Source organism: Psychroserpens burtonensis DSM 12212 (assembly GCF_000425305.1).
Taxonomy (GTDB): Bacteria; Bacteroidota; Bacteroidia; order Flavobacteriales; family Flavobacteriaceae; genus Psychroserpens; species Psychroserpens burtonensis.
In genome coordinates this window covers 19,314-45,105 of record NZ_AUDE01000001.1, presented here as the reverse complement: position 1 = coordinate 45,105, position 25,792 = coordinate 19,314, and the positions used below count along the sequence as shown (strand labels likewise).

Annotated in this window: 18 protein-coding genes; 7 read left to right on the top strand and 11 right to left on the bottom strand. The window is 32.8% G+C overall.

Annotation, left to right across the window (positions count from 1 at the left end; translation table 11 throughout):
• Nucleotides 1-142 precede the first annotated feature (142 nt).
• Nucleotides 143-2,338 (bottom strand): ribonuclease R, encoded by a 2,196-nt coding sequence (gene rnr / locus H593_RS0100190; protein WP_028870546.1) that lies wholly within the window; start codon nucleotides 2,336-2,338, stop codon nucleotides 143-145.
• Nucleotides 2,339-2,574: 236 nt separating this feature from the next.
• Entirely contained in the window at nucleotides 2,575-4,269 is a 1,695-nt protein-coding gene (locus H593_RS0100185) for a T9SS type A sorting domain-containing protein (RefSeq protein WP_028870545.1), read from the bottom strand.
• A gap of 761 nt (nucleotides 4,270-5,030) precedes the next feature.
• Here H593_RS0100185 and rpiB point away from each other — a divergent pair.
• The 3 genes from rpiB to H593_RS0100170 all read left to right on the top strand — a co-directional run bounded on the left by rpiB (nucleotide 5,031) and on the right by H593_RS0100170 (nucleotide 6,968).
• A complete protein-coding gene (gene rpiB, locus H593_RS0100180; RefSeq protein ID WP_028870544.1) occupies nucleotides 5,031-5,465 on the top strand; it encodes a ribose 5-phosphate isomerase B in 435 nt (144 codons plus the stop codon).
• 23 nt (nucleotides 5,466-5,488) lie between these two features.
• A complete protein-coding gene (locus H593_RS0100175; RefSeq protein WP_028870543.1) occupies nucleotides 5,489-6,406 on the top strand; it encodes a cation diffusion facilitator family transporter in 918 nt (305 codons plus the stop codon).
• A gap of 118 nt (nucleotides 6,407-6,524) precedes the next feature.
• Nucleotides 6,525-6,968, top strand: a complete 444-nt coding sequence (locus tag H593_RS0100170; RefSeq protein ID WP_028870542.1) for a GNAT family N-acetyltransferase — start codon at nucleotides 6,525-6,527, stop codon at nucleotides 6,966-6,968.
• Here the strand turns inward: H593_RS0100170 and H593_RS0100165 are convergent.
• The 3 genes from H593_RS0100165 to rnpA all read right to left on the bottom strand — a co-directional run bounded on the left by H593_RS0100165 (nucleotide 6,965) and on the right by rnpA (nucleotide 9,998).
• Entirely contained in the window at nucleotides 6,965-7,813 is an 849-nt protein-coding gene (locus H593_RS0100165) for an OmpA family protein (protein WP_028870541.1), read from the bottom strand. The two genes, H593_RS0100170 and H593_RS0100165, sit on opposite strands and share 4 nt — an antisense overlap.
• Before the next feature lie 65 nt (nucleotides 7,814-7,878).
• Complete coding sequence (locus H593_RS0100160) at nucleotides 7,879-9,516, bottom strand: S41 family peptidase (RefSeq protein ID WP_028870540.1); 1,638 nt, start codon at nucleotides 9,514-9,516, stop codon at nucleotides 7,879-7,881.
• Nucleotides 9,517-9,620: 104 nt separating this feature from the next.
• Nucleotides 9,621-9,998: a ribonuclease P protein component gene (gene rnpA / locus H593_RS0100155; RefSeq protein ID WP_028870539.1), complete on the bottom strand. Its 378-nt coding sequence runs from the start codon at nucleotides 9,996-9,998 to the stop codon at nucleotides 9,621-9,623.
• A 452-nt stretch (nucleotides 9,999-10,450) separates the two neighbouring features.
• On the opposite strand from rnpA, the gene H593_RS0100150 reads away from it, so the two are divergent.
• Nucleotides 10,451-12,301, top strand: coding sequence for a glutamate-cysteine ligase family protein (locus H593_RS0100150; protein WP_028870538.1), 1,851 nt, complete (start codon nucleotides 10,451-10,453; stop codon nucleotides 12,299-12,301).
• A gap of 5 nt (nucleotides 12,302-12,306) precedes the next feature.
• Complete coding sequence (locus tag H593_RS0100145; RefSeq protein WP_028870537.1) at nucleotides 12,307-13,497, top strand: succinylglutamate desuccinylase/aspartoacylase family protein; 1,191 nt, start codon at nucleotides 12,307-12,309, stop codon at nucleotides 13,495-13,497.
• An 84-nt stretch (nucleotides 13,498-13,581) separates the two neighbouring features.
• Here H593_RS0100145 and H593_RS0100140 read toward each other — a convergent pair whose 3' ends face one another.
• The 3 genes from H593_RS0100140 to H593_RS0100130 form a co-directional block, all read right to left on the bottom strand.
• Nucleotides 13,582-15,450 carry a M1 family metallopeptidase gene (locus H593_RS0100140; protein WP_028870536.1) on the bottom strand — a complete coding sequence of 623 codons (1,869 nt, stop codon included), beginning with the start codon at nucleotides 15,448-15,450 and terminating at the stop codon, nucleotides 13,582-13,584.
• Between the two features lie 26 nt (nucleotides 15,451-15,476).
• Nucleotides 15,477-17,090: a S8 family peptidase gene (locus H593_RS0100135; RefSeq protein WP_028870535.1), complete on the bottom strand. Its 1,614-nt coding sequence runs from the start codon at nucleotides 17,088-17,090 to the stop codon at nucleotides 15,477-15,479.
• A gap of 94 nt (nucleotides 17,091-17,184) precedes the next feature.
• Nucleotides 17,185-18,045: an MBL fold metallo-hydrolase gene (locus tag H593_RS0100130; protein WP_028870534.1), complete on the bottom strand. Its 861-nt coding sequence runs from the start codon at nucleotides 18,043-18,045 to the stop codon at nucleotides 17,185-17,187.
• Nucleotides 18,046-18,062: 17 nt separating this feature from the next.
• On the opposite strand from H593_RS0100130, the gene H593_RS0100125 reads away from it, so the two are divergent.
• Nucleotides 18,063-18,539 (top strand): DUF202 domain-containing protein, encoded by a 477-nt coding sequence (locus H593_RS0100125; protein WP_245584980.1) that lies wholly within the window; start codon nucleotides 18,063-18,065, stop codon nucleotides 18,537-18,539.
• 6 nt (nucleotides 18,540-18,545) lie between these two features.
• Here H593_RS0100125 and H593_RS0100120 read toward each other — a convergent pair whose 3' ends face one another.
• Both H593_RS0100120 and H593_RS0100115 read right to left on the bottom strand, forming a co-directional pair.
• Nucleotides 18,546-20,750 carry a SulP family inorganic anion transporter gene (locus H593_RS0100120; RefSeq protein WP_028870532.1) on the bottom strand — a complete coding sequence of 735 codons (2,205 nt, stop codon included), beginning with the start codon at nucleotides 20,748-20,750 and terminating at the stop codon, nucleotides 18,546-18,548.
• Entirely contained in the window at nucleotides 20,747-21,595 is an 849-nt protein-coding gene (locus tag H593_RS0100115; protein ID WP_028870531.1) for a universal stress protein, read from the bottom strand. The genes H593_RS0100120 and H593_RS0100115 overlap by 4 nt, the downstream gene beginning before the upstream one ends.
• A 143-nt stretch (nucleotides 21,596-21,738) precedes the next feature.
• On the opposite strand from H593_RS0100115, the gene H593_RS0100110 reads away from it, so the two are divergent.
• Nucleotides 21,739-23,577: a cation:proton antiporter gene (locus tag H593_RS0100110; RefSeq protein ID WP_028870530.1), complete on the top strand. Its 1,839-nt coding sequence runs from the start codon at nucleotides 21,739-21,741 to the stop codon at nucleotides 23,575-23,577.
• Between the two features lie 331 nt (nucleotides 23,578-23,908).
• Here H593_RS0100110 and lepA read toward each other — a convergent pair whose 3' ends face one another.
• Nucleotides 23,909-25,705, bottom strand: a complete 1,797-nt coding sequence (lepA, locus tag H593_RS0100105; protein WP_028870529.1) for a translation elongation factor 4 — start codon at nucleotides 25,703-25,705, stop codon at nucleotides 23,909-23,911.
• Between the last annotated feature and the right edge of the window lie 87 nt (nucleotides 25,706-25,792).

Below are 25,792 nucleotides of genomic sequence, written 5' to 3'. Positions count from 1 at the left end.
TAAGTTCAACATCACGTTTATTTATTTTAACAATAAATAATTTTAATTTTCACCATCTGCGTTAAGGATGGAAGTGGCATCCTTTTGGTTTTTTACCAAAAGATATAACGAACAGCCTGACCTTTAGGTAACGCCAAAATAATTACTCATCTATATGTTTACCTATCAAAGTAAAGTCTAAATGCTTTTTAACTAAGTCTGTGTTTTTAACTTTCACAACGACCTCGTCACCCAATTGATACATCGTTTTTGAATTTTTACCAATGAGTGCGTAATGATCTTCATCAAACTGATAGTGATCGTCTTTCATATCACGAACGCTGACCATACCTTCACACTTATTCTCAATAATTTCTATGTAAATTCCCCAATCTGTCACACCAGAAATCACCCCTACAAAGTTTTCGTTTTTATGATCTTCCATAAAACGAATTTGCATGTATTTAATAGAATCTCTTTCGGCTTTTGTCGCAAGATTTTCCATGTTACTGCAATGGTTACATTTGTCTTCATAAGCATCTTGATTTACGGATTTTTCGCCATCTAAATACTGTTGTAATAAACGATGTGCCATCACATCTGGATACCGACGAATAGGTGAAGTAAAGTGACTGTAATAGTCAAATGCTAAACCATAATGACCAATATTCTTTGTGGAATATTCAGCCTTACTCATGGTTCGAATCGTTAATGTATCTACTAAGTTTTGTTCTTTTTTACCGTTGACCTCTTTCAATAAATTATTTAATGATGACGACACGCTTTTTTTATCTTTAAAATCTAGTTTATATCCAAAACGTCCAACTACATTTTGAAGTGTTGCCAGTTTTTCATCTTTAGGCTCATCATGCACTCGATACACAAAAGTTTTCTTTTGTTTCCCTATAAATTCACCTACTTTTTTGTTAGCTAATAACATAAACTCTTCAATCAATTTATTAGCATCTTTACTCGTTTTAAAGTAAACTCCAACTGGATTTGCTTGGTCATCTAAATTGAATTTAACTTCCACTTTGTCAAACGAAATAGCTCCAGAACTCATACGTTTATTACGCATAATTTTAGCGAGTTCATCCATTTTTAATACCGCGTCTGCCACAGCTTGATCTGCTTTATATGCTTTACCTGTTAATGAAACTTCTTTAGGAATATCATTAGATTTAGTTTCTATTATAGCCTGTGCTTCTTCATATGCAAAACGAGCATCAGAGTAGGTCACTGTTCTACCAAACCATTGGTCTTTAATTTGAGCTTTATCATTCAATTTAAACACTGCAGAAAAAGTATACTTCTCTTCGTGTGGACGTAATGAACACGCACCATTTGATAAAATTTCTGGAAGCATAGGTACCACTCTATCTACTAAATATACAGAAGTTGCACGCTCGTAAGCTTCATCATCTAAAATAGTTCCTTCTTTTAAATAGTGAGATACATCTGCAATATGGATTCCTATTTCATATAAACCATTATCTAAAACTTTAAACGATAATGCATCATCAAAATCTTTTGCATCCTTTGGATCTACAGTAAAAGTTAAATCTTGTCGCATATCACGACGTTTTGCAATTTCCTCTTTAGTAATTGAAGTATCAATTTTATTAGCAAACTCCTCAACTTCGTGCGGGAATTCTAATGGTAAACCGTATTCTGCAAGAATGGCGTGAATTTCGGTATTGTGTTCTCCTGGTTTACCTAAAACCTTAAGGACTTTACCAGAAGGAGAATCGGCTTTTTCTGGCCATTCTTCAAGAGATACTAATACTTTATCACCTTCTTCTGCTTTATTAATTTTATTGATAGGCACAAAAATATCTTTGTACATTTTGTTACTATCAACAACTACAAAAGCGAAATTCTTTTTTTCGTTAATTTGAATGACACCAACATATTCCGTTTTTGCACGCTTAATAATATTAGTGACTTCACCTTCCTTCTTACCGCGATTTTTGCGTTTGTAGGCGTAAAATTCTACCTCATCACCATGAAGTGCTTTGTTCATATTGTTTGAAGAAATATAAACATCGTCTTCAAAGTCATCGCAGATAATATATCCAGAACCTCTGGATGCCATATCTACACGACCTGTATGATACTCTGTATTAACAATAGCTTTAAATTTTCCACGATCAATTTCTTCAATCTCGTTTTTAGCCTTAAGCTCTTGAAGTTTCTTTATAATTTGATTTCTACTACTGGCATCATTAACACCAAGTTTAGCAGCAATTTGTTTATGGTTGAAAGTTTGGTTTCTATCTTTTTTTAAAATACTTAGAATTGTATTTGTAAGGTTGGAAATCTTGTTATGTGAAGGTTTCCTTTTTTTCTTATTTGTCATTTAAATTGTAATCATTATAATTCCTTTGAAACATGGAATCTTATCGTTTTTAGACTTAATTCTTATAGAGAAGAGTTAACGTTTTCACTTTAATTATAGGTTGTGAAACCGGTAATGGAAGTATTAAGTTTCTACAAATCTACGGTTTAATTATTTAATCATGTTTAGAGAGTGTTAAGTTAATGAAAAAGACCTGTTAAATGAGCAGGTCTTTATTATTATTTTTACATCATAATTTATTCTATAATCAGTTTTTTAGAGCTTTTTCCATTGTTAGTTATGATCTCAACAATGTAAGAACCACTCGATAATGTAGAGGTATTTATATTTTTTTCTTCGGAAGTTAAAACCACTTGACCTAAGGTATTGTAGATAGCTACTTTTTGTAATTGTACTAAAGGATCTAGCTGAATTATGAATTGATTTTTTGTTGGGTTTGGGTAGAGTTTGAAATTAAATACATCATTTTCATTAAGACTTAAAGCATTATTTACTTGATTAATAATAGCTTGTATTTCTGCAGCTGTTGGATTGTTTTCATCTACAAATGTACCATTAGCTATAGCTGTCGTATAATTAATACCTTCTATTGCTCCAGAAACTCCAGTAATACTATTTAACTGGTCTGCTGTTACGTTAATACCGTTTGTGTTTCCTAGGATGTCTTCTACAACCTCTAATATTGCTAATTCTGGAACAATACTAAAAACTCTTGTATGACCAAAATCTTCAGTGTTTGCAGTTGCATCATGGTAAGGTGCTCCAACCGCAACAATACTTCCTTCAGTATTTATAGTTACTGAAAATCCAAATTGATCTTGATTTATATCTCCATTAATATCTACTCCAACTTGAACCCAAGAATCAAGTTGATATTTAAAAATACGAGCATATCCAGTTTTATTAGCATTATCGATTGCAGGAGCTCCTATAATTAATATATTACCCATATCATTTAAACTAATAGAGTATCCCGAATTATCGTTTGAACCCTCTCCATTTCCAATTATATCTAATCCTATTTGAGTCCATATACCAGATACATTTTCATACACTCTTACATTACCCGAGTTAGTTTCAATATCATCACCTCTAGGAGCTCCAATTGCAACGATATTACCATTTGCATTTAAACTAATCGCCGATCCTGATCTTTCACCTAAAATATCACCTTGATCTGCTCCATTTATATTTCGACCTATTTGAACCCAAAATCCTGATTGATTCCCATAAATTTTAACATATCCAGAATCTACACTGTTTGCATCGTATAAAGGCGCACCAATAGCTAAAATATTACCTTCGTCATTCAAACTAACTGAAGAACCAAGTCTGTCATTAAAAGCTTCACCCTCTATATCTTCTCCAATTTGAACCCAAGAATTAACCTGATATTCATATACCCTAACATGACCGGTATTATTAGCAATACCGTCATTTAAAGGAGCTCCAATAGCTATAACATCACCCTCTGCATTAATACTTACTGAAGAACCAGAGTAATCATTTGTTGTTACTCCATTAATATCCTGTCCTATTTGTACCCAAGAATCAGACTGGTTCTCAAAAACTTTTGTTTGGCCAGAATTAATTCCATTATCATTACTATAAGAACCTATAACAATTTTAGTTCCTTGATTATTTATACTTAATGCCAGACCAAAAAAATCACTAGAAGAAACACCATCAATATCTTCTCCTATTTGAACCCATGTATTATTCTGATTTTCATAAACCCTTACAGCACCAAAACTGTTACCTATAACGCTTTCATTTGGAACACCTAAAGCTAAAATAGATCCATCAAAATTTAAAGCTACAGCATATCCAGCTGTACTTAATTCATTCACTCCATCAATATCCTGCCCAATCTGAACCTGACTCAACCCTAAAAAAGGTAATAACAAAAAAAGTAAAGTAATTTTTTTCATAACTGTATTATTTTCTTACAAATATAAAGGATAACAGTTTATTTAACTACTTTATAATCAAATTTTTAAAGCGTTTAGTTCTCATTCAAATTTTATAAAACACTCTTAACCGTTTTAAACTATTTTTGTTTCGGAAGTTAAAACGTACACATGAATTGATTTTTGTTTAGGCTTAGTAAACTGAAAAAAATAAAATTTCACACTTATCAACACATATATACATAACATCAGTTTTCTTTTAAAATTTAAAAAATAAAATGGTGCTTATTATAGTGTGTTAATAGTCGCTATAACTTTATTATACTTTACTTTGATATGTGACTTATCACAATTACTTAATATATAGTTAACATTAAGTTAACATTTAAAAGGCTGATTGTAAAGCTAATTTATAAAGCTATTAACAGCTGTTGATAACCTCTATTGACAACATAAACATGATAAGTATTTTTAAATTTTATGTTAGCATGGTCAAATTTAATGGTGATAACTTTACCAAAAAAAAAGGTTAACTTTTTAGGTTACTAAGGTTCTATTTTTGATTGGGAAAATTACTGGATAATCCTAAGAAAACTTTTAAGTACTTAAGATAAGATATGAACAAGTAATGAATACAGATCACCATAGATGTTAACAACGCCTATTTCCGAAGAAAGCGACATCGTCATCAAACATAAATGTTATGAATAACTATCTATGTCTTACTGTGGTTTATTTGTAAGCAATTATTAACTTTAAGGTTTTAAAAAACATACCAAATTATGACAATTTCAATAGGTAACGATCATGCGGGAACGGATTATAAACAAGCCATTACTGCATATTTAGAAGCGAAAGGATATACTGTTAATAACTATGGAACAAACGCAAACGACAGTGTTGATTATCCAGATTATGTACATCCTATTGCTAATGATGTCGCTGATAAAAAAGTAGACTTTGGTATTTTAATTTGCGGAAGTGCTAATGGCGTTGCAATGACTGCAAATAAACATCAAAAAGTAAGAGCTGGTATTTGTTGGACTAAAGAAATTACAGCACTTACAAGACAACATAATAATGCTAATATTTGTTGTATTCCTGCACGATATACTGCTTTACAACAAGCAATTGAGATTGTGGATACCTTTTTAAATACTGATTTTGAAGGTGGACGTCATCAAAACCGTGTGGATAAAATCCCTATTCCATGTTAGTATCCATCTAAAATTTATAGCTCATGGGTAACTCACATTCTCACAATCATTCCCATTCTCATGACGATTTAAAGGGAAGAAATCTTATCATTTCTATCTTTTTAAATATAGTTATTACTGTGGCACAAGTTATTGGTGGATTACTTTCAGGTAGTTTATCATTATTAAGTGATGCGCTCCATAATTTTAGTGATGTGATCTCTTTAATTATTAGTTATATTGCTAATCGACTCTCAAAACGTAAAGCATCTCTTCAAAAAACATTCGGTTATAAACGTGCCGAAATTTTAGCAGCCTTTATTAATGCTGCGACCTTAATTATAGTTGCTATTTTACTAATTATCGAAGCTGTGAAACGTTTTCAAAATCCGCAAGAGATTGAGTCTAACGTAGTAATTTGGCTATCTTTAGTAGCTATTTTAGGTAACGGTTTTAGTGTGCTCTTACTTAAAAAAGATAGCGAAACTAATATGAATATAAAAAGTGCTTATCTTCACCTGTTAACAGATATGATGGCAAGTGTTGCAGTTTTTATTGGTGGATTATTGATGAAGTATTATCAGATGTTTTGGGTGGATAGCGTCTTAACTTTTGCAATAGCCTTATATCTTATTTATATGGGTTATGATTTATTAAAAGATTCCTTTAAAGTATTGATGTTGTTTACTCCTGATCAAATTCTAGTAGAGGATATTGTTAAAGATATTCAACAAATAGGAGCTATAAAAAATGTACATCATGTTCATATTTGGCAACTCAATGAAGATGAAATTCATTTAGAAGCACATATAGATTTTGAGGAGAATATTACTTTATCTCAATTTGATGTAATATTACATGATGTAGAAGAGATGGTATTTTATAACTTCGGAATCAATCATGTTAATATCCAACCAGAGTATGGAAAATGTGGAGATAAAGATGTGATTGTTCAGGATTAAAAAATATTTTAAAATTAAAGATTCACATATTTGATGGATTTAGATAAGGACGAATGAGTAATAAAGCATTCATAAATGTAAAAAGACACTTTGATTACCCTTAGTGTGACAAAGAACTATGATAGATATAAAAGTAAAAAAATTTACAGAATTAACTACTCAAGAACTTTATAACATTCTTCAATTAAGAAGTGAGGTCTTTGTTGTAGAACAAGATTGTGTCTATCAAGATATTGATGGGAAAGATCAAAAAGCACTACATATTGTCGGATTTAAAAATAATAAAGTTGTTGCTTACACTAGAGTATTTAAATCCGGTGATTATTTTGAATATGCTAGTATTGGTAGAGTAGTGGTGAGTGAATGTGAACGCCAACATAAGTACGGATGTGATATTATGAATGTTTCGGTTGACGCTATAAAAACATATTATAAGGAAACTAAAATCAAAATTTCTGCTCAAACGTATTTAAAGCGTTTCTATAATAATCTTGAATTTTTTGAAGTAGGTGAGGAGTATTTAGAAGATGGGATTCCGCACATAGGAATGATTAGAAGTTAATTATCTTCACCTACATAAGTAATTAAAATTTCTACGCGACGGTCTAATTTTGGTTCGCCACCCAACGGAAACTTTCTACGCATTCCAACATATTTCATACGTCTTTTATTAACACCTTTTTTTGCTAGATATTCATAGATAAACTTTGCTCGAGCAACAGAAAGATTACGTTTTTTAGTTTTACGATCTATAGCATCTCTACTGTTTTTTGTACAGCATACGTGACCTTGAATGGTAAAGTATAAATCCTTTCGTTCTACGAGAATATCAGCAATTTCTTTAAGTGTTTCTTTAGATTCTGGTAATAGTTTACTGTAACCTGTTTTAAACAGCATGTTATTGAGCTCAAATTTATCTCCTGCTTTTAACTCACCTTTTAAAAGCTCTGTAGCTTCTCTTTTTTTAGCTTCTACTACTTCTGGAGCTTCTTTGGGTTTTGGAGGAAATACAGAAGATACAATAATCTCAACTTTGCGGTTAAGACCTCTTATTTTACTTAAATCATTTTCTTTGATTAGTTTGAGTAAAATTTTTCCTTTACCATCAACATTAGTAATCACAGATTCATCAAATTCGTTATTAGAAAATATGGTTTTTATTGAATTAGCACGATCCTGCGACAGTTTTAAGTTATAACCATCACTACCTCTATCATCTGTAAACCCATAAATAGAAACTTTTGAAATATCAATACTTTCTATCTCTGATAAAAACATTAATAATCTATTGTGCTCTGTTGTAGGTACTTCAAACGCCTCTGTCTCAAAATACACTTCATGTGTAAACTCCTTTTGAGCGATCAAAAGTTGAGAAAACAGAAGCGTTATTAGTAGTAGTTTTTTCATATTAGTATTGAAAACATTATTTAAATATAATTTTTTTAAATGCTTTCGTCGAATTTAATTCAATATCAATCTAAATAGCCCAAATAATTTGATGGATTTTTAAGTATTTCTAGACCTTTTTGAATTTCAAAGTTATTAGAAACATAATATGTATATAGACCTTCTCGATAGAAATAACGTTTAACAATTTCATCAGAGAGTAAAGACAATAATTGTGTTTTATTGTCGTCTATTGCCTTGTTTTTATATGTATTTAATGACGAAATTAAGTTGGAATAGTCGTCATCAATCTCACTATTGAGTTCCTCTTCTTTTGCTACAGATAATGCAGTTGCAAAGGCTTTTTCTGTTTTAGTTTCAAAACTAAAGCTATTAGCACTTAAGAAGTTTTTAAAACTGTTAAATTCAGCTTCCCTAAGTTCAAATTTCATCATATCGTCTGGAGCGGGATGGTTGTAATAATATTGCGTAGCATATTTAAAAATTAGATTTTCATCTATGATCGCTTTAGTAATAGGGCTCAATTTAGTAGCCTCTAATTCTAGATCTGGTTGTACACCTCCACCATCATAAACCGTTCTTCCTTTTTTAGTTTTAAAGGCGTTATAATTTTCTTGTTTTGTACGTGTTGCTTTTCCGTTTTCGTCACGATTCCAATAATCAAGTGCTTGGATACAGCGTCCAGAGGGTGTATAATATCTAGAAATTGTAATTTTCATCTGTGTGCCGTAAGTTAATTTTTTAGGACGCTGTACGAGACCTTTTCCAAAACTACGTACTCCAATAATTACCGCACGATCTAAATCTTGTAAAGCACCAGATACAATTTCACTTGCTGATGCACTAGAGCCATCAATTAAAACAACCAAAGGGATTTTGGTATCCATCGGTTCATTTTTTGTGTAATAGGTTTTGTTGTATTTTTCTACTTTAGATTTTGTGGTCACTACCAATTGATTCTTGGGTACAAAAATATTAGTAACATTTACTGCTTCTCTTAATAAACCACCTGGATTTCCACGCAGATCTAAAATTAGTTTCTCAGCACCTTGATTCTTTAAATCTCGAAGTGCGCTTTTAGTCTCAGCGGATGCTTTGGCGTTAAATTTTCGAAGAACAATATATCCAGTATTTTCGTTTATCATAGAGTAGTGAGGTACTGCATGGATGTCTACAGCCTCACGTTGTATCGTTGCATTTAATGTTTTACCTTGTCTTATGTAGGTCACTTCAACACTAGTACCTGCTCCACCTTGTAGCAAGTTTCCTGCATCGTCTTTAAAATCTGCAACAACAACATTATCTACTTTGATAATCTGGTCGCCAGCTTTTAAACCCGCTTTGTCTGCTGCATAATCCTTGTAAGGCTCAACAATCACCAATCTATCTTTTAGTGTCAACACATTAGCACCAATACCAGTATAATCTCCTGCATTATTGATTCTCGCCGACTCTACATCTTGTTCGTTATAATAGTTCGTGTATGGATCTAAATCTGCAAGCATACTTTTAATGGCAGTATCCATTAAATCTCCAGGATTTGTCTCATCAACATAATTCATGTTGAGTTCTTTAAAAAGTGTTGTAAAAATTTCTATTTGCTTAGCAATTTCGAAGAAGTCACTTTTAAATGCTGTTCCGCTAAAAAAAATAGTGAGTGCTACAAGCGGAATTAAAATACGTTTTTGTAGTAGTTTTTTCATGTGGTTATATTTATTGTTTTTCAATCGTCACACGTAAGATCTCAATAAACACTTTTCTTTATAATTACCTATTATTGATAGACGTTTCATAAGGATAATATCATTTATTCAGGCGACACTTTTTTAGAAAAAGTCTCTAAAAGTTGTTTCATTTTTTTGTTTACGGAATCAAAATCCGTTTTATCCTTACCAATGTACAAAATCATTAACGTATAACATGATGAAATGTTGTTAAAATACTCACTTTTATTAAGGCGGTAGGCTTCCCTCAATAAGCGTTTGATGCGATTTCGATCCACTGCTTTTTTTAAATTACGTTTACTTACTGTAACTCCTGTTTTAAATTGTGTATCCTCATCAAAATTTGACTTTAGATACACCATGCGCAATGGGTAAGCACTAACCGATTTCCCTTCGGAAAACAGCTGTTCTATGAGTTTTTGGCTTTTAAGCTTTTCTTTTTTAGAATATGAAAATGACATCTAGAATACTACTATTTAATAGGATTTATAAGTTTTGCTAATCATTGTAAAACAAATAAAGTAAATTTAAAACGATTGATAATTGTTTTAAAGTTTTAATCGACCAATTGACCAACTTATCTCACAAAAAAAGCCACACGACATAGATTGTGACTTTGAGTTTTTTAAGCTTTTCATTATTCACCTGCTAGTTCTCTTCTGTGAATAAAGATGGTAACAGCTTTTTCCTTTTAGTAACGTGAATAGAAAGCACAAATTTCATAATAAACGTACCGATTTTTAGGTGATTTTATTTCTCTTGTTTGCATTCCTATTAGATTGGCGTTAGTGAGCGCTAAAAAACCCTTTTTATCATTTTTGTTTAACCATAACGTTCTATAAACCATGACTTAAATCATATTTTAAATCTAAAGTTTGAAGTAATTTTAGTTGCATTTAAAACAGTCATAATTATGGGAAATTTACACGTTACTAAACTTTCAAAAAAGAAAGATAAAGCCAATTATATCCACCAGCTAATTAAGGATATTGAAGCTTTAGATTTTATGATTGAAAACAATATGATTGAAAAAGCACCTATTCGCATTGGTGCAGAACAAGAGTTTTGCCTGGTTAATGAGGAATTCTTACCAAATGGAAATGCACTAGACATTTTAAAAGAGATTAACGACCATCATTTTACTACAGAAATTGGAAACTATAATCTTGAGATTAATTTAGATCCTTTTGAACTCAAAGCAGATTGCTTTTCCAAATTGCATCAACAGCTTAAAGACCTTTTAAATAAAGCCAAAATAGTTGCAGATAAGTACAACACAAGAATTGCGCTTACAGGTATTTTACCCACGTTATCACTCAAATATATCACTATTGATAACATGACGCCAATTCAGCGATACTATGTGCTTAACGATGCGATAAAAGTATCTAGAAAGCAAGATTTTAATATCCATATAAAAGGTGTAGACGAACTAAACCTATTACATGATTCCCTAATGTTAGAAGGTTGCAACACTAGCTTTCAGACACACTTACAAATTCACCCAGACGATTTTATTCAAAGTTATAATTGGGCCCAGACGATATCTGGTCCTGTGCTTAGTATCTGTGTAAATTCCCCGTTTCTCTTCGGAAAAGAGCTGTGGAGTGAAACCCGAATCGCATTATTTACACAGAGCGTAGATACTAGAGCTAATTCGTTTTTATTAAATGAAAAACAATCTAGGGTGAGCTTTGGAAATCATTGGGAAACTGGAAGTATCACAGATATTTTTAAAGATAATATTTCAAGATTTAGAAGTTTGGTGACCGCTGAATTTGAGAAAGACAGTATAGAAATGTTACAAAATGGAGAGATTCCGAAGTTGAAAGCGCTAAGCATTCATAATGGGACGGTTTACCGTTGGAATCGTATATGCTATGGTGTTGGAGGCGGGAAACCACATCTAAGAATTGAAAACAGGTATATCCCTTCTGGACCAACAACGAAAGATGAAATTGCTAATATGATGTTCTGGGTTGGTATTATGGTTGGACGACCAAAATCTGAAGATAATATCCATGAAACAATGGACTTTAAAGATGTTAAATCTAATTTTTTTAAAGCTGCTAGATATGGAATGGCAGCGCAATTTAAATGGAAAGGTAAGCTCATTTCTAGTAAGCGTTTAATTTTAGATGAATTATTACCAATGGCATATAAAGGGCTTTATAAAAAGGGAGTTTTACCTAGAGATGCAGAGAACTACTTAACCGTTATAGAAAATAGAGTCAACATACATAATGGTTCAGAATGGCTTAAGAAAAGCTATAGAAATCTACTAAAAAGAAAAAAACCTATTGAAGCATTACAAGTATTAACAGCAAATATGTATTTAAAGCAAGAATGTGATTATCCGGTGTCTACTTGGAAAATTTTAGATAAAGAGGTGCATACCACATTTGATATCGATAAAAAAGTAGTTCATGTGATGAATACTGATTTGTTCTCAGTTGACAAAAAAGATAGTTTGGAACTTGTTATTCATATTATGCAATGGAAAAATATTCATCACATGCCAGTTATAAATAATAAAAAAAATTTGGTTGGTTTATTAAGCTGGACAGATATAAAAAATCACATTAACGAAATTGAAGAAAGTACTAAATGTGTTCAAAACTTTATGAAAGATGAGCTCATAACTATTACTAAAGATACACCTATTGCAGAAGCGAAACAGAGAATGCTAGAAAACAATATTAGTTGTCTTCCTGTTGTGAAGGGGAAAAAATTAGTTGGCATATTAACGTCTAAAGATCTTTAAGACAAATGACTCAAATTTATAATAAAGCCATACACAAAACGATATCTATTAATCGGGTCTTGGGCCATATTAAAGGGGTTCATAAAGGTGCTACAATTGTCTTTTTTGCTGGTATTCACGGCAATGAAACAGCAGGTGTGTTTGCCTTACAAGAGGTACTTGATACAATTAAACCCGAAACAGTTTCTGGCACTATTTATGGTGTTTCGGGTAACCTTAAGGCGCTAAAAGAAAACCAACGTTATCTGGATAAAGACCTAAATAGGCTTTGGACCCAAAAACAATTAGAAGCGCTCAAACTTAAAGAGACTTTAAATACCGAAGAGCAAGAACAAATCGAGTTATTTAAATTAATAGAACGCATCATTAGTTCTAATTCTGGACCATTTTATTTTATCGATTTTCATACGACTTCAAGCAAAACACTTCCCTTTATTACGATTAATGATGCGCTAATTAATAGGAAATTTTCTAAGTTATTTCCTGTACCTATTGTTTTAGGAATTGAAGAGTATTTAAATGGTCCTTTACTTAGTTTTATTAATGAATTAGGATATGTGTCTCTTGGATTTGAGTCAGGACAACATGATGAAAAAGAAGCTATAGAGAACTGTATCTCTTTTATTTATTTAGCGCTAAGGAACGTGACCGTTATAGAGCAGAAACACATCCCTCAATGTCAAGTACTTTATCAACAACTTCAAATAAACGCAAATCATTTATCCGATATTTTTGAAGTGGTATATCTATATCACATAAAGAGAGATGAGGTTTTTAAAATGAACTCTGGTTTTAAAAGCTTTCAGGATATCGTAAAAGGAACAATTTTAGCAACGAGTAATCAACAGATGGTCAAATCAACATATAATGCTAGACTTTTTATGCCATTATACCAATCTAAAGGAGAGGAAGGTTTTTTTATTATTAAGCCTATCAAGCCATTTTTCTTAAAGCTTTCAGCAGGATTACGTCATTTAAAATTTGATAGTCTTTTAGTTCTGTTTCCAGGAATATCTTGGGATAATAAGAATAAAAACGTTCTTAAGGTTAATTTAAATATAGCTAAGTTTTTCGCTAAATCTATTTTTCACTTGTTAGGATATAGGAATAAAAAAATAAACGAGACCCATTTGTTGCTTTACAATAGAGAACACTCCTCTAAAATTGAGGCTTATAAAAATGAACTATGGTATTAAAAAAAGCCAGAACATTTATTTGTTTTGGCTTTTCTTAATTTATGTAAAATCTGTCAATCTATTTTAGGAAGGTACACGATATAATTATTCTGTAGCTACAGGATACACATTATTATCTTGCTTTATATCTGCCATCAACCCTTTAGGATCAAGTTGCACAGATTTTACAGTTTTAGAGGTTTCTAGTGTATATGTTGGATATGCCCAAGCCCAATCATCTTTTACAGTTGCTGAGGTTTTTTTTGCACCACGCATCATACGTAATGGGATGTAAAAATCCTCAGTAGAACCATCTGTATACGTAATTGTCAGGTCTAATGGCATTGGCATTAATCCAATGCGCTCTAGAGTTACTTTTTTGTCTTCTACGTTTGTTACAGCGTAGTCTATTGTGTTTGTAGTTTGCGCAAAATCGATGAGATACCAATCTAATTCTAAACCCGAAACACGTTCTGCCGTTCGCACAATGTCGAGTGGTTTTGGATGTTTAAAAGCAAAATCTGTATAGTACTTTTTTATAGTTGTTTTTAAATTATCATCACCAATAATGTAACCTAATTGAGAGATGAAAACTGCTCCTTTACTATAGGCTGATATCCCATAGGCTTGATTAATATTATAACGATCGGCATGCGTCGTTAACGGTTGTTCAACACCAGAATTTGCTAGAAAAGCATATCCAAGATAAGATCTACTTAATGGGTTTTCTTTTTTCTCATCCATAATCTCGTTCATAGCTAAAGTAGAAATATAGCTTGTAAAGCCTTCATCCATCCACTCATGCTTAGCTTCATTGGTTGCCAGTAAAAACTGAAACCATGTATGCGCCATTTCGTGAGCTGTCACACCAACTAAACTGCCATAACTGCGATTTCCTGTGATAAGTGTTGACATTGCATATTCCATTCCGCCATCACCTCCTTGAATCACAGAATACTGATCAAAAGGGTATTTCCCAATATGCTCACTAAAATACTGCATCAACTCAACCGTTTTAGGTTGCATTTTTTTCCAGCTTTCTAGGTTGTCTTTCGGTAAATCATTTTTGTAAAAGAAGTGAAGCATTGGCCCATTAAGAACTTGCATTGTATCATGAATATAATCTTTATCAGCAGCCCAAGTAAAATCATGAACGTTAGGTGCAATAAAATGCCACGTTAGCTTTTTTCCTTTATGCTTAACGTCGTTAGGTGTATAACCATATCCAATCTCGTCTGCATTTTGTAAATTACCTGTACCGCCAATAATATAGTCTTTATCTATAGTGATTTTTACATCAAAATTTCCCCAAACACCATAAAATTCACGTGCTATATATGGATCTGCATGCCATCCTTCGGTATCATACTCTGCTAATTTAGGATACCATTGTGCCATTGATAAAGCAACACCCTCTTTATTATTTCTACCAGAACGACGAATTTGAACAGGCACTTGCCCATTAAAAACCATATTAAAATCTACAGTTTCTCCTGCTTTGATTGGTGTCTCTAAATCCACAATCATAATAGTACCTTCAATTTCGTAACTAAGGGCTTTTCCATTAAGGTTTAAAGAAGACACTTTGATAAAACCAATTTCATCGTCTTTTAATTTTGATATGCGACTTTCAAAAATCGGGTTTTCTTTAGTTCCAACGTTATCAGTCATTCTACCATCTGGATCTGTAATACTTTGTAAACGCGCATCCATTTCACTATCAGGTTGAAAGGCATTGAAATACAGGTGATAAAAGACACGAGACAAATCGTCTGGCGAATTATTGGTGTATTTTATAGTCTGTTTTCCTGTAAATTGATAGGTTTTTACGTCCATATCAATGTCCATTATGTAATCGGTTTGTTGTTGCCAATAATAATCTGTTTTATATTCTATTGTGGTGTCTTGCGCATTAATTTCCGAAGAAAAAAATGTTACGCATAGCAGTAAGAGTGTGCTTAATCTAAATCTCATATTTATTTTTTTCTTCGGAATTCCTTTTAGTTTGCCATTCGTGATGCTATAATCAACGCGTTATAAGCGTTAACTATTCTACCAGATGTAGAAATCTCGTTGAGCGATTTTACGTCTTTGTTTTCTCCTATTGTAACTTTTGCTTTAATTGGTAAACCAGAGTCCATTAAAACCTTCTTTACTTGCGATGCCGTTAAGCTTGGATATTGTGAGCGAATTAAAGCTGCAACTCCTGCAACATTTGGTGAAGCCATTGAGGTACCACTATTCATCTCGTATTCATTTTCTGGCATTGTAGAATAAATATCACTTCCAGGAGCAAAAACGTCAACATTGACTTTTCCGAAGTTAGAAAAACTAGAGACCATTGATGAACCATAGGTGCTAGTTAACGACCCTACAGTAACTACATTATCTGAAATTTCTGGACCTGTACCAACAGCGTCATTTGGGAAATTAGAAGCGATATCAATATCCTCACTGTCATTACCAGCAGCATGGACAAAAAGAACATCTTTATCTGCAGCATATTTAATAGCGTCTCTTACCCATTGGCTATTTGGTGAGAATGACTTACCAAAACTACCATTGATGACTTTGGCACCATTATCTGCAGCATAGCGAATTGCAAGAGCAATGTCCTTGTCATATTCATCTCCATTAGGTACAGCGCGAATTGCCATAATTTGAACATTATTTGCAACACCATTCATTCCTTTATTATTGTTGCGCTCTGCAGCGATAATGCCAGTAACGTGAGTTCCATGACTTTCTGTTTTTTTAGAGGGTCTAGGATTATTGTTACCATAACCTACTTTATCGTTTAAATCATTAGGATTATCTCCTGTTGTACGTCCTTTTAGCTCTTTATTAAGATTGGCATTTAGTCTATCGTTGATGCTTTCCAGTCCATTTTTAAACTCTTTCTTAGCGTCTGCCAAGGACTTCATATTATTGCTATAAATAAATTGAGCTACTTGCACCGCTTGGCCTAGTTTTTCATCTTCGGTTTTGATAGCAGTAACCTCTTTTTTGTTATAGTCAGATTTGCCAAAGTGTTTGGTTAAAATCTCATCTGCTGCATTAACCTGCTGAGAAATTTGCTCATATTGAGTTTTGTAACCTACGTATTTTTGATATTCGCTAGTATACAATGCTTCTGCTTCAGCATATCTTGGAGTGTTTTTGTCTCCTGCGGCTAGAATTCTAACGTATTCTAATTGCTCATCGTACCCATCACCAAGAAAATTCCAACCGTGAATATCATCAATGTAACCATTGTTGTCATCATCTTTTCCGTTATTAGGAACTTCGTTTTTATTCGTCCAAAGGACATCATCTAAATCTTCATGATCTATATCTGTTCCGCTATCAATAACCGCAACAATAACTGTTTTTCCTTTTTTATTCTTAACAATCTCACTGTATGCTTTATCGACACTCATTCCAGGAATGGTATCTTTTACTAGATCTAAATGAGACCACGTATTTTTTTCACTTTCAGTTAGCTCTGCTTCCTTTAAAGGAGAGGTGTCAATATTTTCTATTGGAGTAGAAAGCACTCCTGATGTTGCGCTACAACCAAATAAAATGGCTGATAAGAATACGGTGTATAAAAATGGTTTAAATAAGTACTTCATGTGTTTATGTTTATTGTTTTTTAATGGTCACATGTTGTTCGCTAATAATCTTATTTTAAGAGATAACGCTTAACACGCTGGGTTTATACTGGTTTTAATTAAATATATCGTTTGTTTTAAATGTATCTTTAAGTCGGACGCCTTTTTCTGTGTGTTGTACGGTTATAATTTCATTGTGCGCATCATGCTCTAGAAATAAGTAATAATTATGATCTGCTGCTAGGTTTAAAAAGCGTTCTTTTTCATCTAAAGACAATAGAGGTCGTGTATCATATCCCATAACAAAAGGTAATGGTAAATGACCAACAGTTGGTAGCAAATCTGCCATAAAACATATCGTTTTTCCCTTATATTGAATCATTGGAATCATTTGCTTATCTGTATGACCATTAGCAAAAAAAATATCGAATCCAAGTGGCGAATTTTTTAATATATCTTTCTGCGGAAGGTTGGTGAATTTTAACTGACCACTGTCTTCCATAGGTAAAATATTCTCTTTTAAGAAGGAGGCTTTTTCTCTCTTGTTTGGTTTGGTCGCCCATTCCCAGTGATTCTTGTTACTCCAAAAATGTGCGTTTTTAAAAGCAGTTTCATAACCTGTTCTATCGGCATTCCATTGTATACTTCCACCACAATGGTCAAAATGCAAATGGGTCATGAAAACATCTGTAATGTCATCACGATGAAAACCATGAGTTTTTAAAGAATTGTCAATGCTGTTATTTCCCCAAAGATGATAGTAGCCAAAAAACTTATCACTTTGCTTATTTCCCATACCTGTATCGATTAGTATCAACCTATCGCTATCTTCTATAAGCAAACAACGTGCGGCAATATCTATCATATTATTGTTATCGGAAGGATTTGTTCTGGTCCATAAAGTTTTAGGAACAACACCAAACATGGCACCTCCATCTAACTTAAAATTACCAGCATTAATTGGATATAATTTCATCTCTAAAAATAATTGAAATGCAAATTACTAAAAGCAGTATACAATACTTAAGTTTAGCACCAATTATTGAGGTATTTTTAACACTTTTGAATGGTCATAATCGTATTTGGAGTATAAAAATTTACATTTACAAGAGAAAACGTTACAAGATGAAGCAGAAGTCTAAAAAAAAGGGAATAAAATTATTGAAGTTTGGTCGTGATTTTGAACCAGACGAGCGTGTTATACTTAGAGATTATTTGGCAATTGAAAGAACCCGTTTGGCTAATGAGCGCACACTTTTGTCTTATATACGATCGTCATTGTATTTACTCTTGGGAGCCATCGCCTTTTTTCAGCTTAAAGACTTTACGAACTTCAAGTATTTAGCATTAACGGCATTGGTTTTTAGTGCGCTTTTTTTTATCATTGGAATTTATAGATTTCTTTTATTAAAGAGGAGTTTAAAAAGAGTGTATTATCGATCTGAAGAGATGACTAAGGATAAAGACTAATACGAATTAAAGGCTCTTTGGAATGACATCTTTTAGTCGTTTCCCAAAATCTAAGAGCGCTTTAATTTCCTTAGTACTAGCCAAGCGCTGGGTACTAAAAATGAGTAAACTATTGCCATTAGATTCTATATGATAATATGGATTACTCTCAAAAAAGTGAATTAACTCATTCGTGAAGAATGTTTTAATGGCTTCTATATGCTCTCCTACCAAATGAAATCGTTTTGAGAAATCTTGATGGTCATCAAAGTTAATATCTTTAAATCCAGCAATTGCATAGACCTTATCTATTATGGTTTCTCTATCTAAAGAGAACACCGGAATCGTTTCATTTAAATCAATATGAAGCATAGATGTTCTTACGACTTCTTTAGCTATAAACTCGCCTTCAGAAAATTCGATATCAAATAATTTAGTGTTTGCATTTTCGTCTTCTAATTCATTGTAAATATAATTGGGTTGCTTTGTTTTAAAAAATAGAAAAGGATTTAGAAAAGCAGTGTTTTTATTTATATCTGCACTATAAGTAAGGTGGTAATCTTTTGCAATAGTCTCAAGGTTTTCTTGTCTTTTTGTAAGATTATATCCAAATAATTTAGGTACTGCAACAATTTTCCGCAACGCAAAAGGATGCTTAGAATCTGCATCGTGTATATCCAAACCTACAATATCAAAATGACCTCCATTTTTAGTGAATATACCTTGATAGTTATTAAGATTTTCCATGACTGTATGATCTACAAAATCACACATAGAAAAGTCTACTATGACATCTTGATCTGCAGCAATCACATCTAGTTTTTGCTTTAATCTATAAAAATTGGCAAACGTGCAAAAATGTTTTACACTAACGTAATAGTTAGATTTATTATCATCCTCTTTAAACATCAATACATTTGGTTTTATCCAATGCCTTAAAAACAATGTGACGTTTTTATTGATTATAAAATGTATGACTATAGTGATGATTACGCCTGCAGAAATTCCTAGAATTAATCCAAACTTTAAGGTGGTAAGAAGTGTCACAAAAAAGATGATGAGTTGTTCTTTTCCTACAGAAAATATTTTCTTTATTAAATCTGGTGATGCTAATTTATAACCGGTATATACCAAAATAGCCATGAGAGCAGGCAAAGGAATACGAGTTAATTGAGAACTAAATACCACAATAAATACCACAAGAAAGAACGCATGAAAAAAGTTAGAGGACCTGTTGCTTCCTCCATTATTAACGTTTACCGAACTTCTAGCAATTACAGTAACGACATTTAATCCACCAACAAAACCACTCGCTATTGTTCCTAGCCCTAAAGCTTTTAAATCTTTATTTACGTTAGAGCGACGTTTTTCGGGATCTAATTTATCAACCGCTTTGATACTCAAAAGGGATTCAATACTCGCAATTAAGGTGAGAGAAAACACACTTCCCCAAAACGCTAGACTACCAACTTTTGAAAATGAGATTTTTGGTAATTGAGTAGTGATTTCAGCAAATGAAGGAATTGCAGGTATCATGTAGTCTTGAGCAATTGGGTTGTCTTGATGTAAGACCAATTCAAAATAGTAGCTAAACCCTATTGATAAGACAACAATCCACATTGGGGCTGGTATTAAGTGCCAATACTTATTTCTAAGCTTTGGATAAAACACCATAATCGCTAAACTTATTAGTCCCGCAGCAGCTGCATATATGAGGCCTGTATTTTCGTAATGTAATGCATCATTTATTGTATATGGGATTTCAATCAAGTAGTCAATAGTATTGTCTCGAGTAATTTTATGACCAAACATAATATGAAACTGCTTACCTAGAATGATAAGCCCAATAGCAGCAAGCATACCTTGAATGGCAGAGGAGGGGAAAAAATCAGAAAGATTCCCCATACGTAAAAAACCAAGTAACATAATTAATAGACCAGAGCATATAATAGCTGCATAAGCACCTTCTAGACCAAGAGTTGTAATAGCAACTAAGGTAACACCTACCAACCCGTTTCCTGGACCTGTAATGGTTACATGACTTCCCCCTAAAATGGATACGACTACACCACCAACAATTGCAGTGATAACGCCAGCAATTGCTGGAGCGTCACTTGCCATGGCAAGTCCTAGACCTAATGGCAAAGCAATTAAACTTACCACAAATCCAGAAAATATATTTTTAGGGAGTTGCTTTAAAATGAGCGCTATGCTGTTCTTTTTTTTTGTCATTGAATGATTAAAACGTCTGTTGGCAACTCAGATAAAATATATTCGATATCATGTGGGAAAAGACGATCCCAAAAGCTGGTTTTTGTTGGCGCATTCATCACTAATAAATCTGCTCTAACAAATTGAGCATAGTGACCAATACTGTAGCCTCGTGTTCCAAAGATAGATTGTGTTTTTGTAACAATATTAGACTTATAGTCATCAGGGATTTCGTTAATAATAGAGTTTATACGAGAGTCTTCACGCATTTTTAGACGCTCTTTAATGATGGCATATTTTCGAAGTGATTTATCATCATCTACACTCACAGCGATTTCTTGCTTTGTGATTTCTTCAACAATTGTAATTTTTTTAGATTGTAGTTTGTGAGACAAATAATACGCTGTGGTAATAGTTTGTTTGGTTTTCGGGTTGTCGAGCCCGTTAACAACAATGTGTTTACAAGGTATGCGTTCTACAGAAGGTTTAATAAGTAATAAAATAGAGCAATTTGCTTGCCTCGTGATTTTTCTAGCAATGGTTCCTAGGTAATACTGTACAAAATTCTCTTTTTGAAGTGCTCCCAAAATGAGCAAGTCCACTTTTTTTTCTTCGGAAACCGATAAAATCACATCTACAGGATTACCAGTCTTAAAAACGAGATCATAGCTGAGGTTGTCTTTTAGAAACGGTTGTATAATGTCTAAAATTTGTTCCTTTTTTTTACGAGATTTTTCACCAACATGAATAAGCACCAACTTACTCTTAAAAGAGAGCGATAGTCGTGCAGCTTCGTAAAGGTTTGCTTTTAGGTTTGGAGAAAATGCAACTCCAATACCTATGGTTTTAAATTTTTTGTTGGTCAAGTGCTATTAAAAATCAATTTCGAGGGTAAGTTAATATTTTTTTTATGCCTTTTGAAATATTTGTGCTCCTCATCGTTTTTAAGCTCTTTTTTAAAAGCTGTTCAAATAGTTTAAATTATATTTAACTTTGAAAAAAATATTACATGTTAGAATTAGCAGGGATTATTATCTTAGGAATATTAGCGCAATGGGTGGCTTGGAAATTAAAAATTCCAGCAATATTACCATTAATTTTAATTGGGCTTTTGGTTGGGCCAATTGCTGCAGAATTTTTAAGCGAAGATGGAACCAAATGGATTGAGCCAATTTGGAATGGAGAAAAAGGACTCTTTCCTGGTGACAGTTTATATTATTTTGTGTCATTAGCCATAAGTATTATTCTTTTTGAAGGCGGATTAACACTAAAACGATCTGAAATTAAAAATGTTGGACCCGTAATAACTAAGCTAATTACACTTGGATCTGCGGTGACTTTCTTTGGCGCAGGTATTTTAGCGCATTATATTTTTGAATTGAGTTGGGATTTGTCATTTCTATTTTCTGGTTTAATAATCGTTACAGGACCAACAGTAATTACGCCTATTTTGAGAAATATTCCCCTTAAAAAAGATATTTCTACTATTCTAAAATGGGAAGGTATTTTGATTGACCCAATTGGCGCATTAGTAGCTGTACTAGTATTTGAATTTATTAGCGTTGGAGGTGATAGCGGATTCACAAAAACAGCATTTTTAGAATTTGGTAAAATTGTGCTATTTGGTACTACTTTTGGGTTCACTTTTGCGCATGCTTTAGCTTTCGCAATTAACAAGAAATTTATTCCACATTATTTACTAAATGTAGTAGCACTTTCTACGGTACTTCTTGTTTTTGTTGAGTCTGAACTTTTTGCTCACGAATCGGGCTTATTAGCAGTAGTGGTAATGGGAATGGTATTAGGAAACGGAAAACTAACAAACCTTAAAGAACTCTTGTATTTTAAAGAATCTCTTAGTGTATTATTAATTTCTATATTATTTATACTCCTCGCTGCAAACATTAATATTGAAGATCTATTGTTATTATATACTTGGAAAACAGCAGTGCTTTTCGCTATTGTTGTATTTGTCATAAGACCATTAGCTGTATTTATAAGTACTCAAGGTTCTCAATTAACACTTAATGAAAAACTCTTTATAAGCTGGGTTGGACCACGAGGAATTGTAGCAGCGGGTATTGCCTCTCTTTTTGGAAGTAAGTTACTAAAACAAGGTGTTGAAGGTGCGGAATATATTACACCACTGGTGTTTATGATTGTATTAGGGACGGTATTACTAAATGCAACAACAGCGCGATTATTTGCTAAGTTAGTTGGTGTGTTTTTAACAAAGTCTAATGGTACATTAATAGTTGGAGCCTCTAAGGTATCTAGACTTATTGGTCATTATTTAGAGTCAAATGGAAGACATGTGGTATTAATAGATAGTAATCAAACTAATATTGATAAAGCTAAAGAGTTAGGACTTGAGGCTATAAATACTAATATTTATTCTGATACTCTAATGGATAATATAGAACTAAATGATATGGGTTATTTAATGGCATTAACGGCGAGTAATGATATAAATAAATACGCCATAAATAAGTTTAGTAAACAATTTGGTGAGAATGGGGCTTTTAGATTAGTTAGTGTAGATGAAATGCGTGACAGTAACAACAACCCTAAGGTGGGCTTGTTTTCACATACAGATGATTTTGCAACGCTTAGTAATGTTGTTAGAAAATTTCCTAGTATTCAAGAAATTGAGCTAAAAGATAAGGCGCATTATGAAAGCTTAATTGAACTGTGTGATAATGATAAAGAAATTATTCCGTTGTTTATTAAAAATGAAGCTTCTGAAATCAAAATTATTTCTTCTTACAATAAAGACATTGAAGAGATTGGTGAAAATTGGCACTTAGTTTATTTAGGGAAACCTTTTGATGTTGAAACTGTTGCTTAAGAGGATTAAAAATTACGACGAGCGTATGAGCTCTATTTTATAATAGGTGATTTAAATTTTTCTTCGGAATAAAGATATACTCACTGCGAAATAAAAGACCTCATGTTGTCCATAAATTTTGCTATTGATTGCTGTACAGTTTCTTTTTCTAAACTCTCAGAAAAACCATGATTTAGATTTGCTCAATCTCTTAGTACAAAAACTAAAAATGAAGCTAAGATTACAAGGCTCATGGGTGTAAAAGGTAGACCTATACATTGGTATCAATTTATTCCAAAAAGTCTCGTGTGTTTTTCAGCAAAGAGACTCCTTTTTTCAAAGGAGTTATTAGCTAATCGTTCAACTTTAGTACAGCCATAAAGGCTTGTTGAGGTATTTCTACATTACCCACTTGACGCATACGTTTTTTACCTTTTTTCTGTTTTTCTAACAATTTACGCTTACGAGAAATATCTCCACCATAACATTTAGCAGTTACATCTTTACGCAAAGCTTTAATCGTTTCGCGAGAAATAATTTTAGCACCAATTGCAGCTTGAATAGGAATATCAAACTGTTGTCTTGGAATTAATTCTTTCAGTTTTTCACACATTTTCTTACCTATATGTTGAGCGTTGTCGGTATGAATTAAGGCAGAAAGTGCATCTACAGTTTGTGCATTCAATAAAATGTCTAATCTTACAAGTTTAGACACTTTCATTCCGATAGGAGAATAATCAAAAGAGGCATAGCCTTTAGATACCGTTTTGAGACGATCATAAAAATCAAAGACGATTTCAGCAAGAGGCATTTCAAAAGTTAATTCAACACGTTCTGGAGTTAAATAGGTTTGATTTAGAACGATACCACGCTTTTCAATACATAGAGACATCACATTACCTACAAAGTCAGATTTTGTAATAATAGTAGCTTTAATATAAGGCTCTTCAACACGATTTACGGTCGTTGGCTCAGGTAAGTCAGTAGGATTATTTACAATAAAAGCGACATCTGGATTTTTGTTAGTGTATGCATTATATGACACATTGGGAACCGTTGTAATTACAGTCATATCGAACTCACGTTCTAGACGTTCTTGAATGATTTCCATGTGGAGCATTCCTAAAAAGCCACAACGAAAACCAAAGCCTAAAGCCGCCGAACTTTCAGGTTGAAATACTAACGATGCATCGTTTAATTGTAATTTTTCCATAGAGTTACGAAGTTCTTCGTAATCCTCTGTATCGACAGGGTAAATACCAGCAAAAACCATTGGTTTTACATCTTCAAAACCTTCAACAATATTAGTGGTAGGGTTTGCAAAGTCTGTAATGGTATCTCCCACCTTAACTTCTTTGGCTGTTTTAATACCTGTAATTAAGTAGCCAACATCTCCAGCTTTTACACTTTTTTTAGCGACTTGGGTTAATTTTAAAGTTCCAACTTCATCTGCAAAATAGTCTTTACCTGTTGCGAGAAACTTAATCTTTTGTCCTTTTTTTATTTCACCATTAAAAACTCTAAAGTAAGTTTCAATACCTCTAAAGGTATTGTAAACTGAATCAAAAATTAATGCTTGTAATGGCGCTTCTACACTCCCTTTAGGAGCAGGAACACGTTTAATAATCGCTTCTAAAATTTTATCAATCCCAAAGCCTGTTTTACCACTTGCATGGATTACTTCTTCTGGATCACATCCTAAAAGCTCAACGATATCATCTGTAACTTCTTCTGGATTAGCACTTGGTAAATCTATCTTATTTAAAACAGGAATAATTTCTAAATCATTCTCTAAAGCTAAATATAAATTAGAAATGGTCTGTGCTTGTATACTTTGAGCAGCATCAACAATTAATAAAGCACCTTCACAAGCCGCTATAGATCGTGACACTTCATAAGAGAAATCTACGTGACCAGGTGTGTCAATAAGATTGAGCACGTAGTCCTCGCCTTCAAACGTATAATCCATTTGAATAGCATGTGACTTTATAGTAATACCACGCTCACGCTCCAAATCCATACTATCTAAAAGTTGGTCTTGTTTTTCCCGATCGGTCACAGTACCAGTGTAATCTAATAAACGATCTGCTAGTGTACTTTTACCGTGGTCAATATGTGCGATTATACAAAAATTCCTGATGTTCTTCATAAACTTTAATTCATCTTCATTATGATTTGCAAATATAATCGAATTATTACGCATACAATATCATTAATGTTGACAAAAAGCACATTA